Annotated in this window: 11 protein-coding genes, 4 tRNA genes, 3 rRNA genes, 1 riboswitch and 1 other annotated feature; of the genes, 15 read left to right on the forward strand and 3 right to left on the reverse strand. The window is 38.8% G+C overall.

The genetic code is table 11. The features are described 5' to 3' along the window. Positions 1-6: 6 nt before the first annotated feature. A complete protein-coding gene (locus QM512_RS00555) occupies positions 7-657 on the reverse strand; it encodes a VTT domain-containing protein (RefSeq protein WP_282805624.1) in 651 nt (216 codons plus the stop codon). Between the two features lie 26 nt (positions 658-683). After that, entirely contained in the window at positions 684-1,640 is a 957-nt protein-coding gene (locus tag QM512_RS00560) for an NAD(P)/FAD-dependent oxidoreductase (RefSeq protein WP_282805625.1), read from the reverse strand. Positions 1,641-1,738: 98 nt separating this feature from the next. Between QM512_RS00560 and QM512_RS00565 the strand changes: the two genes are divergently transcribed. From QM512_RS00565 to QM512_RS00610, 10 genes are all read left to right on the forward strand, one after another. Beyond that, the gene (locus QM512_RS00565) at positions 1,739-2,110 is read left to right on the forward strand and encodes a CvfD/Ygs/GSP13 family RNA-binding post-transcriptional regulator (protein ID WP_282805626.1); all 372 of its coding nucleotides are present in this window, start codon (positions 1,739-1,741) and stop codon (positions 2,108-2,110) included. A 522-nt stretch (positions 2,111-2,632) separates the two neighbouring features. Next, positions 2,633-4,205, forward strand: a 16S ribosomal RNA gene (locus tag QM512_RS00570). A 222-nt stretch (positions 4,206-4,427) separates the two neighbouring features. After that, positions 4,428-7,330 (forward strand): 23S ribosomal RNA (locus QM512_RS00575). 62 nt (positions 7,331-7,392) lie between these two features. Then, positions 7,393-7,509: ribosomal RNA gene (gene rrf / locus QM512_RS00580) — 5S ribosomal RNA — on the forward strand. Together the 16S, 23S and 5S rRNA genes with 4 tRNA genes alongside form the textbook arrangement of a ribosomal RNA operon. A 13-nt stretch (positions 7,510-7,522) precedes the next feature. Next, positions 7,523-7,595 (forward strand) — tRNA-Asn (locus QM512_RS00585). A 22-nt stretch (positions 7,596-7,617) separates the two neighbouring features. Continuing rightward, a tRNA-Ser gene (locus QM512_RS00590) sits at positions 7,618-7,707 on the forward strand. Between the two features lie 118 nt (positions 7,708-7,825). After that, a tRNA-Glu gene (locus QM512_RS00595) sits at positions 7,826-7,897 on the forward strand. A gap of 23 nt (positions 7,898-7,920) precedes the next feature. Further along, positions 7,921-7,993, forward strand: a tRNA-Val gene (locus QM512_RS00600). A gap of 80 nt (positions 7,994-8,073) precedes the next feature. Beyond that, a riboswitch (SMK box riboswitch) is annotated at positions 8,074-8,145 on the forward strand. Beyond that, positions 8,143-9,351: a methionine adenosyltransferase gene (gene metK / locus QM512_RS00605; RefSeq protein WP_282805627.1), complete on the forward strand. Its 1,209-nt coding sequence runs from the start codon at positions 8,143-8,145 to the stop codon at positions 9,349-9,351. (Overlaps the previous riboswitch by 3 nt.) Continuing rightward, positions 9,341-10,798: an MDR family MFS transporter gene (locus tag QM512_RS00610; protein ID WP_282805628.1), complete on the forward strand. Its 1,458-nt coding sequence runs from the start codon at positions 9,341-9,343 to the stop codon at positions 10,796-10,798. Before metK ends, QM512_RS00610 begins: the two co-directional genes overlap by 11 nt. A 42-nt stretch (positions 10,799-10,840) precedes the next feature. On the opposite strand, the gene QM512_RS00615 is transcribed toward QM512_RS00610, so the two are convergent. Beyond that, positions 10,841-11,548, reverse strand: coding sequence for a phosphatase PAP2 family protein (locus tag QM512_RS00615; protein WP_282805629.1), 708 nt, complete (start codon positions 11,546-11,548; stop codon positions 10,841-10,843). Continuing rightward, positions 11,549-11,750 (forward strand) — a binding site (T-box leader). A 44-nt stretch (positions 11,751-11,794) separates the two neighbouring features. Here QM512_RS00615 and leuS point away from each other — a divergent pair. The 5 genes from leuS to QM512_RS00640 all read left to right on the forward strand — a co-directional run bounded on the left by leuS (position 11,795) and on the right by QM512_RS00640 (position 18,917). Next, entirely contained in the window at positions 11,795-14,209 is a 2,415-nt protein-coding gene (gene leuS, locus QM512_RS00620; RefSeq protein WP_282805630.1) for a leucine--tRNA ligase, read from the forward strand. Between the two features lie 101 nt (positions 14,210-14,310). Next, positions 14,311-15,969, forward strand: coding sequence for a putative polysaccharide biosynthesis protein (locus QM512_RS00625; protein ID WP_282805631.1), 1,659 nt, complete (start codon positions 14,311-14,313; stop codon positions 15,967-15,969). A gap of 106 nt (positions 15,970-16,075) precedes the next feature. Continuing rightward, on the forward strand, positions 16,076-17,209 hold the full coding sequence (locus tag QM512_RS00630; protein ID WP_282805632.1) for an Mbeg1-like protein: 1,134 nt from the start codon (positions 16,076-16,078) through the stop codon (positions 17,207-17,209). Positions 17,210-17,280: 71 nt separating this feature from the next. Further along, a complete protein-coding gene (locus QM512_RS00635; RefSeq protein ID WP_282805633.1) occupies positions 17,281-18,027 on the forward strand; it encodes a hypothetical protein in 747 nt (248 codons plus the stop codon). Between the two features lie 44 nt (positions 18,028-18,071). Beyond that, positions 18,072-18,917 (forward strand): NAD(P)H-hydrate dehydratase, encoded by an 846-nt coding sequence (locus tag QM512_RS00640; RefSeq protein WP_282805634.1) that lies wholly within the window; start codon positions 18,072-18,074, stop codon positions 18,915-18,917. Positions 18,918-18,921: the final 4 nt, after the last annotated feature.

Below are 18,921 nucleotides of genomic sequence, written 5' to 3' on the forward strand. Positions count from 1 at the left end.
GGAGCTTTAACGAAGCTCCTTTTTTAATACTAATTTTTTCTTTAACCAGATAATCAATACCGGTAAAACTGAAATTAAAATAATTGCAATGACGATCAATGAGAAGTGTTCTTGAACAACTGGGATATTTCCGAAGAAGAATCCGAGAGCTGCAAATAAAGTTACCCAGAGAAAACCACCAATGAAGTTGTAAATGATGAAAGTTCTATAGTGCATCTTACTTGCACCAGATACGAATGGAACAAAAGTACGAATAAATGGAATAAATCTTCCGATTACGATAGTAATTCCGCCGTGTCGATCGAAGAAGTTTTCAGCTGCTTTTCGTTTTTCTTGATTAATTAACTTATTAAACCAGCTATGTTTGGCGCCTTCGGCTTGTGACCAATGTCCAATTTCATAGTTAATTGTGTCACCCAACACGGCGGCTGCAATGAAAATTAAGTAGCAAATCCAAAAATGCAGATTGTATTTTGGTGTTGCAGCCATTGCACAACAAGCAAAGATTAGCGAGTCACCTGGTAAGAATGGAAAAATAACCAACCCTGTTTCGATAAAAATAATTGCAAACAAGATCAGGTATGTCCAATTGCCAAACATATTCACAATAGTGACTAAGTGGTCATCAATATGAAGAATAAAATCAATAAGTCCCATAAATAAAAATAGATTCCTTTCAAAATTTAAATACTGGTAGAATGAAACGTCATTGTTTTCTCTGGAAATAGGTCTTGCATAATGTTGCTAATCGCAATTTGAGCTTCACCAAAACCCAAAGCAATCATTGGTACTCTTCCTGGATAAGTAACAGCGTCACCAATTGCATAAACATTTGAGAGATTCGTTCTCATTTGTTGAGAAACAGAAATCAGATTATTTTCTAATTTAATGCCCCACTTGCGTAATTGACGATTATCACTCTTAAAACCATATGCAACTAAGATTTCATCAATATTTCTAGTGACAAAATCATCATTCTTACCAACTTTGTGCAAAACTAATTCCATTCTATTATTGTTGAATTGAAGTTCTTTGGGAAGATAAGGAGTTAAAAGTTCAACATTTTTTAAACTTTTGAGTTTGTTTACTGAACTTTCTAGTCCGCGAAATTCATTTCTGCGATGAATCAAAAAAATATCCGAGGTATTTGCTAACTCCATTGCCCAATCAAGTGCAGAGTCACCCCCGCCAAGAATAGCTACCTTTTTATTGGCAAAAATTTCGGGATGTTGCATTGAATAATGAATATGCGACTTGGTCTCGGAAGTAGTAGCTAAGGGAAGCATCTTAGGCTTAAAAGCGCCAAGACCAGTAGCAATTAATAGGCTTTTAACCTGGTATTCTTCGTCAATTAAGATATTTTTATCCTCTAAGAAAGAGATGTTTTTTACCTTATGAGAAAGTAAGAAGTTAGTATCTACATTTTGTTTAAGTAATTGAGAAATTAAATCTTTCCCTTTAATTGAAGGAAAGGCTGGAATATCTTTAATGTTTTTTTGCGGATAAAGCATATTAATTTGACCACCAACTTCTTCTAAAGCATCGAAGCAGATAGTTTTTAATCCATGCAAATTAGCAAAAGAAGCAGCAAACAAACCAACGGGACCTGCTCCAATAATAGCTAAGTCGTATTTTTTCATTTTATAAGAACTCCTTCATAAAAATTAATATAGAAGTCATGTCTTTAGCGTTAATTAAAAAGACAGTTATAATTAATATTAGTAAGGGATGAGATAGTATGCAAGTTAAAATTGGCGATATAGTTGATGGAAAAATTAGTGGTATACAGCAATACGGGATTTTTGTGAGATTAGACAGTAAGAGAGAAGGCCTAATTCATATTTCAGAAATTCATGGTGGATTTGTCAAAGATATAGGAAGAGAATATCAAGTAGGAGAGAATATTAAAGTACAAGTAATTGATATTGATCCATATTCGAATCAAATTAGTTTATCAAGACGAGCTGTTTTACCCGAAGTAAAAGAAGCTAGAAAAAAGAGGGTACATTTTTGGACGTCAAAACGAGTGAAAAAAGGATTTGCTCCTTTAAAAGATGTATTAGATAGGCAAATTGAAGAAGCAAAAAATAGATATTTAAATGAAGAGTGAAAAATCGTGTTAAGTGATTATGCTTAACACAGTTTTTTTAATATCCGAATTTTAGTTTTGAATCTTTCTTTCAAATTCAATAGCAAAATCATAGAAATCATACAATTGGATTAAAGATATAATTAATATTCGTGATTCACAATTTTGTTAAAAACCGTGTTGACGAAAAGGAAAAAAGTCTGTAAAGTAATACATGCTGTTTGAGGCAAGAGCAAAAAGAGCCAATAAAAAGGTTAAAAAAGATCTTGTCAAAGCAGGGAAAAGATGATAATATTATAAAGCTGTCATTTGAGAGAGATGAGAAAGATTAAAAAGTTCTTGTCAAAGATCAAAAGACATGATATAATATAAAAGTTGTCACATGACAACGGTAGTACCTTGAAAACTGAACAAAGTTTCGCTGAAAGTGTGCGGGATAAATAAAAATCCCAAACAAAAGCGAAGTCAATTCGCAAGCAATAAATTTGAGATAACTCAAAGAAAGTTTTAGAGCTAAACGATAAAAAGCTCATTTTCAAAAAGGAAAATGAGAGTTTGATCCTGGCTCAGGACGAACGCTGGCGGCGTGCCTAATACATGCAAGTCGAGCGAGCTTGCCTAGATGATTTTAGTGCTTGCACTAAATGAAACTAGATACAAGCGAGCGGCGGACGGGTGAGTAACACGTGGGTAACCTGCCCAAGAGACTGGGATAACACCTGGAAACAGATGCTAATACCGGATAACAACACTAGACGCATGTCTAGAGTTTGAAAGATGGTTCTGCTATCACTCTTGGATGGACCTGCGGTGCATTAGCTAGTTGGTAAGGTAACGGCTTACCAAGGCAATGATGCATAGCCGAGTTGAGAGACTGATCGGCCACATTGGGACTGAGACACGGCCCAAACTCCTACGGGAGGCAGCAGTAGGGAATCTTCCACAATGGACGCAAGTCTGATGGAGCAACGCCGCGTGAGTGAAGAAGGGTTTCGGCTCGTAAAGCTCTGTTGGTAGTGAAGAAAGATAGAGGTAGTAACTGGCCTTTATTTGACGGTAATTACTTAGAAAGTCACGGCTAACTACGTGCCAGCAGCCGCGGTAATACGTAGGTGGCAAGCGTTGTCCGGATTTATTGGGCGTAAAGCGAGTGCAGGCGGTTCAATAAGTCTGATGTGAAAGCCTTCGGCTCAACCGGAGAATTGCATCAGAAACTGTTGAACTTGAGTGCAGAAGAGGAGAGTGGAACTCCATGTGTAGCGGTGGAATGCGTAGATATATGGAAGAACACCAGTGGCGAAGGCGGCTCTCTGGTCTGCAACTGACGCTGAGGCTCGAAAGCATGGGTAGCGAACAGGATTAGATACCCTGGTAGTCCATGCCGTAAACGATGAGTGCTAAGTGTTGGGAGGTTTCCGCCTCTCAGTGCTGCAGCTAACGCATTAAGCACTCCGCCTGGGGAGTACGACCGCAAGGTTGAAACTCAAAGGAATTGACGGGGGCCCGCACAAGCGGTGGAGCATGTGGTTTAATTCGAAGCAACGCGAAGAACCTTACCAGGTCTTGACATCCAGTGCAAACCTAAGAGATTAGGTGTTCCCTTCGGGGACGCTGAGACAGGTGGTGCATGGCTGTCGTCAGCTCGTGTCGTGAGATGTTGGGTTAAGTCCCGCAACGAGCGCAACCCTTGTCATTAGTTGCCATCATTAAGTTGGGCACTCTAATGAGACTGCCGGTGACAAACCGGAGGAAGGTGGGGATGACGTCAAGTCATCATGCCCCTTATGACCTGGGCTACACACGTGCTACAATGGACGGTACAACGAGAAGCGAACCTGCGAAGGCAAGCGGATCTCTTAAAGCCGTTCTCAGTTCGGACTGTAGGCTGCAACTCGCCTACACGAAGCTGGAATCGCTAGTAATCGCGGATCAGCACGCCGCGGTGAATACGTTCCCGGGCCTTGTACACACCGCCCGTCACACCATGAGAGTCTGTAACACCCAAAGCCGGTGGGATAACCTTTATAGGAGTCAGCCGTCTAAGGTAGGACAGATGATTAGGGTGAAGTCGTAACAAGGTAGCCGTAGGAGAACCTGCGGCTGGATCACCTCCTTTCTAAGGAAGGCGAAAGATGATGGAGAGTGCGAGAGCACTAAAGAGAAGTCATCGAGAAAGCCAAGCGGAAGCACACTGAGAAACTTTGTTTAGTTTTGAGGGTAATACCTCAAGAGTTAGTACATTGAAAACTGAATATAATCGAAAGCAAAAAAACCGAGACAATCGAAAAGAACAGATTGAAGAGCGACCGAGAAGAGAGAGAAACTCAACTTGAAAATAGGTCAAGTAGAAAAGGGCGCATGGTGAATGCCTAGGCACTAGAAGCCGATGAAGGACGTGACGAACCACGAAAGGCTTCGGGGAGCAGTAAGTAAGCAATGATCCGGAGATATCCGAATGGGGGAACCCAATACCGCGAGGTATTATCATTAGCTGTTAAGGTTAATGAAGGAAGACGCAGTGAACTGAAACATCTAAGTAGCTGCAGGAAGAGAAAGAAAAATCGATTTCCCAAGTAGCGGCGAGCGAACAGGAAAGAGCCCAAACCAGCTGGCTTGCCAGTTGGGGTTGTAGGACTGCGATGTAGTACTTGAAGCGATAGCAGAATTATCTGGAAAGATAAGCCAGAGAGGGTGAGAGCCCCGTAAGCGAAATTGCGGAGAGACTTAGCAGGATCCTGAGTAGGTCGGGACACGAGGAATCCCGATTGAAACCGCGAGGACCATCTCGCAAGGCTAAATACTAACTAGTGACCGATAGTGAACCAGTACCGTGAGGGAAAGGTGAAAAGAACCCCGGAAGGGGAGTGAAAGAGAACCTGAAACCGTGTGCCTACAAGTAGTCAAAGCACATTAAAGTGTAATGGCGTGCCTTTTGTAGAATGAACCGGCGAGTTACGTTATGGTGCAAGGTTAAGTCAGAAAAGACGGAGCCGGAGCGAAAGCGAGTCTGAATAGGGCGAAAGAGTATCATGACGTAGACCCGAAACCAAGTGACCTACCCATGACCAGGTTGAAGGCGTGGTAAAACACGCTGGAGGACCGAACCCACGTGAGTTAAAAATCGCGGGGATGAGTTGTGGGTAGCGGTGAAATTCCAAACGAACTTGGAGATAGCTGGTTCTCTCCGAAATAGCTTTAGGGCTAGCCTCGTGTGAATGATAATGGAGGTAGAGCGCTGTTTGGACTAGGGGCCCGTCAGGGGTTACTGAATCCAGATAAACTCCGAATGCCAGATATCAATGCACGGGAGTCAGACTGCGAGTGATAAGATCCGTAGTCGAAAGGGAAACAGCCCAGATCACCAGTTAAGGTCCCCAAATCTATGCTAAGTGGAAAAGGATGTGGAGTTGCGTAGACAACTAGGATGTTGGCTTAGAAGCAGCCACCATTTAAAGAGTGCGTAATAGCTCACTAGTCGAGTGACGCTGCGCCGAAAATGTACCGGGGCTAAGCATAGTACCGAAACTGTGGATGCATATATTATATGCGTGGTAGGAGAGCGTTCTAAGTGCGGCGAAGTTAGATCGAGAGGACTAATGGAGCGCTTAGAAGTGAGAATGCCGGTATGAGTAGCGAAAGATAGGTGAGAATCCTATCCGCCGAAAGACTAAGGTTTCCTGGGGCAGGCTCGTCCGCCCAGGGTAAGTCGGGACCTAAGGTAAGGCCGAGAGGCGTAGCCGATGGACAACAGGTAGAGATTCCTGTACTGAAATTGTTCGATATGAGCAAAGGAGGGACGCAGGAGGCTAATGACGCATGTTGCTGGAAATACATGTGCAAGCAGTAAGAAAAAAGATGAGTCAAATGCTTGTCTTTAGATTTCAAGCTGTGACGCGGAGCGAAATAAAAGTAGCGAAGGTCATGATGTCACACTGCCAAGAAAAGCTTCTAGCCAGAGCAATTTTACCCGTACCGCAAACCGACACAGGTAGTCGAGTGGAGAACACTCAGGTGAGCGAGAGAACTCTCGTTAAGGAACTCGGCAAAATGACCCCGTAACTTCGGGAGAAGGGGTGCTGATAGTAAAATATCAGCCGCAGTGAATAGGCCCAAACAACTGTTTATCAAAAACACAGGTATCTGCAAAATCGTAAGATGACGTATAGGTGCTGACACCTGCCCGGTGCTGGAAGGTTAAGAGGAGAGCTTAGCGTAAGCGAAGGTTTGAATTGAAGCCCCAGTAAACGGCGGCCGTAACTATAACGGTCCTAAGGTAGCGAAATTCCTTGTCGGGTAAGTTCCGACCTGCACGAAAGGTGTAATGATTTGGGCACTGTCTCAACGAGAGACTCGGTGAAATTATAATACCCGTGAAGATGCGGGTTACCCGCGACAGGACGGAAAGACCCCATGGAGCTTTACTGTAGCTTGATATTGAGTATTTGTTAAACATGTACAGGATAGGTAGGAGCCAGAGAAAGTAGGACGCTAGTCTTACCGGAGGCAATGTTGGGATACTACCCTTGTTTGATGGATCCTCTAACTCGCAGAGCTGAGCGTTCTGGAGGACAGTGTCAGGTGGGCAGTTTGACTGGGGCGGTCGCCTCCTAAAATGTAACGGAGGCGCCCAAAGGTTCCCTCAGAATGGTTGGAAATCATTCGCAGAGTGTAAAGGTATAAGGGAGCTTGACTGCGAGAGGTACACCTCGAGCAGGGACGAAAGTCGGGCTTAGTGATCTGGTGGTACTGCATGGAAAGGCCATCACTCAACGGATAAAAGCTACCCTGGGGATAACAGGCTTATCTCCCCCAAGAGTTCACATCGACGGGGAGGTTTGGCACCTCGATGTCGGCTCGTCGCATCCTGGGGCTGAAGTCGGTCCCAAGGGTTGGGCTGTTCGCCCATTAAAGCGGCACGCGAGCTGGGTTCAGAACGTCGTGAGACAGTTCGGTCCCTATCCGTCGTGGGCGTAGGAAATTTGAGAGGAGCTGTCCTTAGTACGAGAGGACCGGGATGGACATACCGCTGGTGTACCAGTTGTCTTGCCAAAGGCATCGCTGGGTAGCTATGTATGGAAGGGATAAGCGCTGAAAGCATCTAAGTGCGAAGCCCCCCTCAAGATGAGATTTCCGATGCGCAAGCAGTAAGACACCTTAAAGACGATGAGGTAGATAGGCTAGGAGTGGAAGCATAGTGATATGTGGAGCGGACTAGTACTAATCAGTCGAGCACTTGACCAAAGCTCAAAGGTTTTTAAAGCAAGAGATTATATTCAGTTTTGAGTGTAAAAGCTCAGAAAGAGTACGGTGGCGATGGCAAGAAGGATACACCTGTTCCCATGCCGAACACAGAAGTTAAGCTTCTTAACGCCGAGAGTAGTTGGTGGGAAACTGCCTGCGAGGGTAGGCAGTCGCCGTGCTCTTTTTTAATATTCCGGCTTAGCTCAGTTGGTAGAGCACCTGACTGTTAATCAGGTTGTCGTCAGTTCGAGTCTGACAGCCGGAGTTTATGGCATTAATAAAATAATGGAGTGTTGTCCGAGTGGCTGAAGGAGCATGATTGGAAATCATGTATACGGGCTTTACCTGTATCGAGAGTTCGAATCTCTCACACTCCGTTGGAGAATATTTTTCGCCATAATATGTATTTCATTTATTGAGTAAATTTTTTCAAAAAAGTTCTTGCTTTTTGAAAAAGATCTGGTATAGTAATATATGTGCTCAATTGTGAGATCTGACCCGTTGGTCAAGTGGTTAAGACACCGCCCTTTCACGGCGGTAACATGAGTTCAAATCTCGTACGGGTCATTGCCATATTAAATATGGTTGTTGGAGGATTAGCTCAGCTGGGAGAGCATCTGCCTTACAAGCAGGAGGTCACAGGTTCGAGCCCTGTATCCTCCATCGTTCATGGACTACCGATATGGTAGTCCTTTTTTTGTGTTTAAAAACAAATGAACGAAATTGAATTGTATATATTGTTATTCGGTTAAGGTCCCGAAAGGATTCGTTTTTTGACGAAGATGCCTTGTAACCGAAAGATGGGGGACTCTATGAGTAAAGAAAAACGTTTATTTACTTCAGAATCAGTTTCTGAAGGACATCCTGATAAAGTTGCTGATCAAATTTCTGACGCAATTTTAGATGCGATTTTAGCAAAGGATCCAAATGGTCGTGTAGCTTGTGAAACTACAGTTACTACTGGACTTGTTTTAGTAGTTGGTGAAATTTCAACTTCTGCTTATGTTGATATTCAATCTGTAGTTAGAAAGACAATTTTGGAGATTGGCTACAATCGTCCAGAACTTGGTTTTGATGGTAATAATTGTGCTATCTTAGTCGATATCGATGAACAATCTAGTGATATTGCTAGTGGTGTTAACGAATCGCTTGAAACACGTGAAAATCATCAAGATAAAGATGATTTAGATAAGATTGGTGCAGGGGATCAAGGCTTAATGTTTGGTTTTGCCATTAAAGAAACACCAGAATTAATGCCGCTTCCTATTTCTTTAGCCCATTCCTTAATGAGACGTGTTGCTAGTCTTCGCAAAGAAGGACGTCTTGATTGGCTAAGACCAGATGCAAAGGCACAAGTAACTGTTGAATACGATGATGATAATAAACCAAAGCGTGTAGATACAGTCGTTATATCTACTCAAACCGATGCAACAGTATCTAATGATGAAATTCGTGAAGCTATGATCGACATGGTTATTAAGAAGGTTATTCCTTCACAATATCTTGATGAAAATACCAAATTCTTAATTAATCCATCTGGCCGTTTTGTTATCGGTGGTCCTAAAGGAGACTCTGGTTTAACTGGTCGTAAAATTATTGTTGATACTTACGGTGGTTATGCTCGCCATGGTGGTGGTGCATTTTCAGGTAAGGATTTGACTAAAGTTGATCGTAGCGCAAGTTACGCAGCTAGATATGTAGCTAAAAACATTGTTGCGGCTGATCTAGCTTATCAATGTGAAATCCAACTTGCTTATGCTATTGGTGTTGCTCACCCAGTTTCAATCATGGTTGATACTCACGGCACAAGTAAGGTAAGCGAAGATTTATTAGTTGAAGCTATTCGAAATGTTTTCGACTTAAGACCAGCAGGTATCATTGAAATGCTTAACTTGAGACGTCCTATTTATCGTCAAACAGCCGCTTATGGTCATTTTGGAAGAACAGATATAGATTTACCTTGGGAACACACAGACAAGGTAGAAGCGCTAAAAGCATACGTGAGTGAGCATGCAGAATAAAAGTAATACTAAAATTGTGACAATTGCCATCTTTTTGACGACGTTTATGACTGCAATCGAGGGAACGATCGTTTCTACCGCAATGCCAACTATTGTTTCTGATCTGAATGGGTTAGAAATTATGAACTGGGTTGTTTCAATCTTTTTATTAATGACAGCTGTTTCAACGCCCATTTATGGAAAATTAGCTGATAGTATTGGAAGAAAGCCAGTTTTTCTATTTGGAATTGCAGTTTTTGTAATTGGATCTGCGCTTTGTGGAATTGCGCAAAACATGGTGGAGTTAATCCTCTTTCGTGTAATTCAAGGATTAGGTTCTGGTGCAGTTCAGCCTGTAGCAGTTACAATTATTGCTGATCTTTATACGCTTGAAAAAAGAGCGAAGATGCTAGGATTAAACTCTGGTTTTTGGGGCGTAGCTTCAGTAATTGCACCTTTACTAGGTGGTTTTATTGTGCAGCATTTGTCATGGCATTGGATTTTTTATATCAACGTACCATTAGGTATCTTAGCTTTTCTTTTGGTTGTTTTCTTCTTAAGAGAAAAGAAAACTAGCAGCAATTCAACCTTAGATTTAAAAGGAACGACTTGTTTAGTAATCTTTTTGCTGTCATTAATGATATTTTTACAGGAGCTGGAAAAGGGTCTTAATTTACTATTGCTAGCTTTGTTAATTATCATCATTGCCTCAGCTATTGTCTTTTTTAAGACTGAAAAGAAGGCAAAAGATCCAATCATGCCACTTGACATGTTAAGCAGTAAAGAATTTACAATGATCAACTTGATTACGCTTCTTATTTCTGGTGTGGTTATTGGGTTTGAATTTTATATTCCAACTTGGATGCAAGGAATAAATGCAACAAGCGCTTCTGTTGCTGGTTTTGCAGTGACACCTAGTTCTTTAATGTGGATTGTAGGATCATTTTTGATTGGTGGCATGTTAGGGCGCTGGGGAATAAAGAAAACATATGATTATATGTTGCTTATTTTGGTAGTAGCTGATTTAGCCTTAATTATGGTTCCAATTTATACTTCATTTTGGGTATTTTGTATAATTGCAGCCTTTAATGGGACAGCTTTTGGAGCTATTACTACAGCTTCTCAAGTTCGCTCTCAGGTTTTGGTAGGGCGCGATAAGATTGGCGTTGCTACTAGTTTTAATACTTTAATGAAGTATTTAGGACAAACTATGATGGTTTCGATCTATGGTATTACTTTCAATATGGTCGTGGCTAAGCAATTAGCACATCATCCAAATTTAACCCAAAAGATGATGAATGATATTGTTTCTGCTGATAAGGCTAAACATTTGGCAGCTAACTTAATACCTGGCTTAAGACAAGTATTATTAAGTGGTTTGAAGTCTGTTTATGTAGTTTCTTTAGTGGTGATCATCTTATCTTTGATTCTTAACCAACTGTATAAACAAAAGAAAATTGTTGAATAAAAACAAAAACGCTAACTGAGCTAATTAACTCAGTTAGCGTTTTTAATTATGTTTCTTTAAGTAAGAATGATAGAGAATAGAAAAGCCAAGTAAAACAAAGGTAGTTCCTTCTAACCATCCACCAACTACATCAGAAGGGTAATGAACATGGCAGAAGATTCGAGTATAGCCAATAAACAATGGAAAGATAATCCAAATAATAATTAGTATAGTACGCCAAAACTTATTTTTGACTAATAAGATGGTCAGGATAATTAAAATACCAAAGAATGTGGCGCTACCGACAGAGTGTCCAGAGGGAAAACTGTAGCCGTCAGCAAAAACTAGATGGTGAACTAGAGGACGGTGGCGTTCAACAGCATGCTTTGTAATCCAGTTATAACCATTGGCACAGATCATTAATCCAGCTGAAAAGAAAGCATAGGCAAATTTTCTGGCAAGAAGTAATCCAATAAATAAAACAATTGTAGCTATTGTTAAGGTACTAGTATTCCCAATTACAGTCAATTTAGTGGCAATTGCTACGTTAACTGGATTATTATTAGAAACAAGGTGAATAATAGCTTGGTCAAAAGAATGAATAAATGGATTCTTATATATGACTAAGAGTGCCCAGCTTACATAAAGTATTAAAAAAATAAATCCTGGAATTAGTGTATCGTGGATAACTAGATTATCATGTTTCTTTTTCAAAAAAATTTCTCCCCTTGTAATTTCTAGTAGATGTGGTAAATTATAATCATTATCCATAAAAAAATAAAGACTAGGGAGTAGTAGCAAATCATAATTGTTTTTAGAGATGAGCTGGTTAGGTGCAAAGCTTAACAATTGTGTTGTGAACTTACCCTGATGAATAAGTCTATCGTTTGCTTTCCGCGTTAAGGGGCATGAGTGTCACACGTAATGTTGTGTGGAACTTAGGTGGTAACGCGAAATTAACTTCGTCCTATGATTTTTTAATCATAGGGCGTTTTTTAGTTTTAAGGAGAGATTTAGGTGTACAATCACAAAACCGTAGAAAAAAAGTGGCAAAAATATTGGGCAGAGCATGATACTTTTAAGACAGGAACTGATCCTAAGAAGAAGAACTACTATGCTTTAGATATGTTCCCATTTCCATCAGGTAAAGGTCTTCATGTAGGGCACCCAGAAGGCTATACTGCAACAGATATCATGTCTAGAATGAAGCGTGCACAAGGCTATAATGTGCTTCATCCAATGGGTTGGGATGCTTTTGGTTTGCCAACTGAGCAATATGCTTTAAAGACAGGTGAAGATCCAGAAAAAGTTACTAAAGAAAATATTGCTAATTTCAAAAAGCAACTTAATAAACTTGGTTTCTCATATGATTGGGACCGTGAAGTAACGACTTCTGACCCTAATTACTACAAGTGGACTCAATGGGTCTTTGAACAAATGTATAAAAAAGGCCTAGCTTATGAGGCGGAAGTACCTGTTAACTGGTCACCAGACTTAGGTACAGTTGTTGCTAATGAAGAAATCGTTGATGGCAAGACTGAACGTGGTGGATATCCAGTTTACCGCCGTAATATGCGTCAATGGATGCTTAAAATGACTGCTTATGCTGATCGTTTACTTGAAGATTTAGATGATTTAGATTGGCCAGAACCAGTTAAAGAAATGCAGCGTAACTGGATTGGCCGTTCAGAAGGTGCACAAGTTACTTTTAAGGTTAAGGATAGCGATAAGACTTTTGATGTCTTTACTACTCGTCCTGATACCTTATTTGGTGTTAGCTACACAGTTCTTGCTCCAGAAAGTAAATTAGTTCAAGAAATCACTACTCCGGAACAAAAAGAAGCAGTTAATGCTTATATTAAGAAAATTGAATCAAAGTCAGATCTTGAAAGAACAGACCTTAATAAAGATAAAACTGGCGTGTTTACTGGTGCTTATGCAATTAATCCGGTAAATGGTGAAGAAGTGCCAATTTGGATTTCCGATTATGTTTTAGCTAGTTACGGAACTGGTGCGGTAATGGGTGTACCTTCCGGTGACCAGCGAGACTATGAATTTGCTAAAAAATTCGGTCTAACTATTACTCCAGTTATTGACGGAGGTAATTTAGATAAAGAAGCCTATGGTGGTGATGGTCCGCACATCAATTCCGAATTTTTAAATGGTTTAAATATTGAAGAAGCCAAAAAGAAAATGATTGAATGGCTTGAAGATCACAAGGTGGGTCAAAAGAAAGTTAACTATAAACTTCGTGATTGGGACTTTTCTCGTCAACGTTACTGGGGTGAACCAATTCCTGTTATTCATTGGGAAGATGGCACTACTTCATTAGTTCCTGAAGATGAATTACCACTTCGTTTGCCACATGCAACTGATATTAAGCCATCTGGTACTCCAGAAAGTCCACTTGCTAATTTGACCGACTGGGTAAATGTTGTTGATAAAAATGGTCGAAAAGGTAAGCGAGAAACTAATACTATGCCTAACTGGGCTGGATCTTCTTGGTATTACTTACGCTATATTGATCCGCACAATGATAAAGAATTAGCTGACTATGATTTACTTAAAAAGTGGCTTCCAGTTGATCTTTATATTGGTGGTGCAGAACATGCAGTTCGCCATCTTCTATATGCTAGATTTTGGCATAAGGTTCTTTATGATTTGGGTGTTGTACCAACTAAAGAACCATTCCAAAAATTATATAATCAAGGTTTAATCTTGAAGAATCACGAAAAGATGTCTAAGTCTAAGGGAAACGTAGTTAACCCGGATGAAGTAATTGATGAGTATGGTGCAGATTCTCTTAGAATGTATGAAATGTTCATGGGACCATTAGATGCATCTATTGATTGGGATGATAACGGTCCTGCATCTACCAAGAAGTTCTTGGATCGTGTATGGCGCTTATTTGTTAATGATCTTGATTTAAACGCAATTCCTCAAGAAAAGATTGTTGATAAAAATGACGGTGAACTTGATAAGGTTTATGCTGAAACCGTTAAGAAAGTTACTGAAGACTTTGAAGCTCTACACTTCAATACTGCAATTAGTCAAATGATGGTATTTATGAATGCTGCACAAAAAGCTAAGACTATTCCACGTGAATATGCAGAAGGTTTTGTAAAACTTCTCGCACCAGTTGCACCACACATGATGGAAGAAATTTGGTCTATTTTTGGTCATGATGAATCAATTACTTATGCTAAATGGCCAGAATATGATCCCGCAAAATTAGTTGAATCAACAGTTGAAATTATGGTTCAAGTCAACGGTAAGCTTCGTGGTAAATTTAAGGCTGCTAAAGATGCTGCTAAAGATGATTTAGAAAAAGAAGCTCTTTCTCTTGACCATGTTCAAAAATTCTTGGATGGAAAAGATGTTAAGAAAGTGATCGTTATTCCAAATAAGATTGTCAACATTGTTGCTAAGTAATTTAAGTTTTTCCTAAATAATTAATATTTGTAAATACTGTTTACATTAATGAGTAATATATAATTCAGACGCTTAACTGGATATAGGGAAAATTTATTTTTATGGAAAATAATACTAAAAATACTAAAGAGACAATGGTCAAAGGCTCCGCTTGGATGACCTTTGGTTCAATTGTGTCACGAATTTTAGGGGCATTGTACATTATTCCATGGTATGCCTGGATGGGAAGCCATGGGAATATTGCTAATGCACTAACAGCGAAAAGTTATAATATTTATAGCTTATTTATCATTATTTCTACTGCTGGTATTCCGGGTGCGGTTGCTAAACAAGTAGCGAAATATAATGCGTTAAATGAATATGACATTGGGCGCAAGCTGTTTAGACGTGGCTTAATTTTGATGGCAATTTTTGGTGTGATTTGTGCTGCAATAATGTATTTTGGAGCTCCAATTTTGGCTACTGATGATATCATGGGGGCAATTTTACATGGGGCAGAGAGTGATCCGCGTCAAGTTGCCGTAATGAGAAGTTTGTCTTATGCAGTTTTGATTATTCCGATTTTGAGTATCATGCGTGGATATTTCCAAGGTTATGCAGACATGATGCCACCAGCTATGTCTCAATTTGTTGAACAGTTAGCTCGTGTATTATGGATGCTTTTGACTGCATATATCATCATGCAAGTTCAACATGGTTCTTACGTCCATGCTGTTGTTCAATCAAACTTAGCTGCAGCTATTGGTGCGGTATTTGGAATTTTACTTTTAGTATGGTTCTTATATCGTCGAAGAGATGAATTAAATGCATTGATGGAACAATCAAATCATGCTATTAAGATTTCAACAGCCGGAATTTTTTGGGAAATTATTAATCAATCAATTCCATTTATCATCATTGATTCAGGGATTACACTATTCCAATTAATTGACCAGTATACTTTCCATCCGATGATTGCTATGTTTGTTCATGCAAGTTCTGATCAAATCGAATCATGGTATGCCTTATTTGGGTTAAATGCAAATAAGTTAATCATGATTATCGTATCTTTGGCCACTGCGATGTCTGTAACGGCAATTCCGCTTTTATCAGGTGCACATGCAAGACGTGATTATGCTAGCATTTCTAATCAAATTGAAAATACATTGGAATTATTCTTATTTGTTATGATTCCAGCTTCTCTGGGGATGGCTGCTATTGCAACGCCAATTTATACAATTTTTTATGGGTATGATCCATTAGGTTCAAACGTCTTATACTTGTCATCGTTTACGGCAATCAGCTTAGGGCTGTTTACAGTTTTAATGGCGATTTTGCAGGGACTATCAGAGAATGGATTAGCGATAAAGTACCTAGTTTTGGGAATTATTATCAAATTTGCGGTTCAACTGCCGATGATTAAATTCTTCAAAGTCTACGGTCCACTTTTAGCTACTAATATCGGATTAATTATTACTATTTGGCTTTCTTTGAAGCATTTAAAGGTTAGATATAAGTATAATAGTGGTCGTACATCAAGAAGATTTATTGGAATTGCAATTTTCTCAATGGCTATGTTTGTTGTAGTTACTGGGGTGGTTGATTTTGGTGGGAAAATTATTTCGCCTGAGCGTCGTCCAACTTCCTTTATTTTAGTTACACTTGCTGTAGCTATCGGTGGAATATTATATGCATTCTTATCGGTGAAATTTGGCTTAGCACAAAAGATCATTGGACCAAAAGTTAACAGAGTTTTGGCAAGATTACATATTAGAATTTAAAATATATAGAAAAGGGAAACTTAAGTAATAATTACTTAAGTTTCCCTTTTTTGCCCCTGCCAAGGAAGTTCATTATATAATATTTTAGAGAAAGTGAGGAAGAAAAATGGATAATATGCTTGGATATGCCACAAAAGAAAGAAGGAGCTTTAGCGAATTTCCTTTGAATGAAATAGATAGCATGATTTTTTCTCAATTGGCATATTGTAATTTTGATGCTCTTCCTCGGATCACTAGTTTACAGGATTTAGCTTCAGATGAAGAAATTGAAACTTTAACAAAAGGAAATCTGGGCGGAAAAAATACTGAAAAATTAATCAAAATAATGATTAAGAATCGACGTTTTAAAAACGTATCTTGGCATCAGGCTGTAAGTAAAATAGATGCAAAAACACAAATGCAATTTAATGCCGTTACTTTTTATATTGCTGATGGTCAGTCTTATATTGCTTATCGTGGAACGACAGCCACGACAATTGGCTGGAAAGAGAACTTTAATATGTCTTTTAATAATTGGGTACCAGCGCATTATTTTGCTCGCTCATATTATCGACGAATTAAAGAATTATTTCCTGGGAAATTTTATCTTGGTGGACATTCAAAAGGCGGTAATTTAGCTTTTGCGGTTGCATTAAGTTTAAAAGAGTCAGATCTTTCAAATATTGTTAGAATTGATTGTTTTGACGGCCCCGGTTTTCACAATCAAGATAGGCTAAAGAAAAAATTCTTAAAATTGAAAAACAAGATCCATAAATATATTCCGCAAGGATCACTAATTGGAATACTTCAGGATGACCTTATTGGAGAAAAAGATTACTGTACGATTGTTGCAGCCTCAGGAGCTAATTTACTACAACATGATATGTTTACCTGGCGTGTAAAAAAGGATAAATTTGTGACAGTAAAGCAATTGGATAGCGGCTCTGAAATTTCTTGGAAAGCAATTGCTGAATGGTTAAAAAATACAAGTGATACCGAACGAAAAGATTTTATTGAAATGCTGTATTTAACAGTTAGCGATAGTAATCAAATTTATTTTAGAAATTTATTAACACCAAAGACAACGTATAAATTAGCTACTCGTTTAATCAAAAATAGTTCTGCTCAAAAAGAAGTGTGGGAACCAATAATTAGAAAATTATTTAAGGCTTATGTAAATTCGGGAACAGCAGCCCTTAGTGAGCAGAGAAAAAATCAGTTAGAAAATTTTAAGAATATTTTAGATGACCAACGTAAGTAACAGAATTGAATTAAAAATTTCCTGCTTTTCTGGAAAAAGAGTAAAATAACGATTGAAAGAGGTGGACAAAATTGAAAAAAGATACATATATGACTTTATTAGGATTGCGTGATACCTGTTATAACGATTTTAATTTTGATATTGATGAGAAAGATTTCTATTTAGGAACTGATACATACAAAAAGATAGACAAAATCTTGAAAGATGCACAGGATGAGCAACTTTTAATTCAATTTGAAGAAGGAACTCATCTTTATCAAGATTATGATCCAGAATACTTAAGTGTTGCTCAAAAGAGAGAAGTACAACATGATATTAATGCGGCACGTGATTTTTTAGATAACTATAATGGTAATGCTGACGATAAGCATGACAATTATGCTGCTTTTTTAGATGATAATTCATTAAGCTATTCGTTTGGTCCTGACAGTAATTTGGATGAAGTTCAAAATAATTTAAATGATATTGAGACTAATGGCGTTATTATTTGGCAAAGACGAAAAGATGAATATATTTTATTGCCACATACGATTCATAGTCTTGAAAGGATTAAGAAACAAATTTCTTCAAATAAGCGCGTAGACGATAAAAAGCTTCGTTATGCCATGGAGCGACTATTTAACAATATAACTGATTTTCTGAAGCCGTTTAGTGATAATGAACTAGGAAAATATGAAAATGCGATTTCTGAAGAGCTAAAAGATGACTTAGAACATTATGCTTTAAGTGTTCAAACTGATGCGCGCGAAGTTGCAGCTGATAAGTTAACAAAATATGCAGTTGAACTTGCAGAAAAAGAAAATAACGATAAATTATAAAGTTAAAGCTCATCGGTTAGATGGGCTTTTTTGGATAAAATAAAATGAAAAATATTTCAAAAGAACTAATATCTGAAGTAATTAAAAAGCGAAAGAGCGCTACTCACAAAGGTAATTATGGGCATGTACTACTAATTGGAGGCAGTAAAAAATATGGTGGCGCGCTTATGATGTCAGCAGAAGGTGCATTAAATAGTGGTGCTGGCTTGGTAACAGTTGTTACAAATCCAGTCAATATTACGGCTTTGCATACAAGAGATCCAGAAATTATGGCTCTTAGTTGGGATGAAAAAGATGAGTTAAAAAGTCTAATTAAGAATTCTGATGTAGTGGTTTGCGGAATGGGATTAGGTTTAGATAAGCAAGCAAAAGATATACTAGCTCTTGTCAGAGACAGCATCAGCTTAAAGCAAACGTTAATTTTAGATGCAAGTGCCCTTGATTTAATTAGTCAGCAAGAAAACCTATTGCCAGTAAATTCAAAGTTAATGATTTTTACACCTCATCAAATGGAATGGCAAAGATTAAGCAAAATAAAAATTTCTGAGCAAACTGATCAATTAAATCAAGCAGCACTAAATAAACTAGTTCCAAAGAAAAATGCAATTTTAGTATTAAAATCTAATCATACTAAAGTTTATGATCAAGCAGGAAATATTTATCGAAATCCTTATGGAAATCCTGGAATGGCAATTGGCGGAATGGGAGATACTCTAGCAGGAATCATTGGTGGCTTCTGTGGCCAATTTACACCTAGTTTAGAAATTGTAGCAGGTGCTGTAGGCATTCATTCTCTTGTAGCTGATAAAATTGCAGAGCATCAATATATTGTGCGCCCAACGCAGCTGTCGCGTATGCTTCCAGAAATGATGAAGAAATATGAGAAGTGATTAA

The sequence above is a fragment of the Lactobacillus isalae genome, from assembly GCF_947539375.1.
GTDB classification, from domain to species: Bacteria; Bacillota; Bacilli; order Lactobacillales; family Lactobacillaceae; genus Lactobacillus; species Lactobacillus isalae.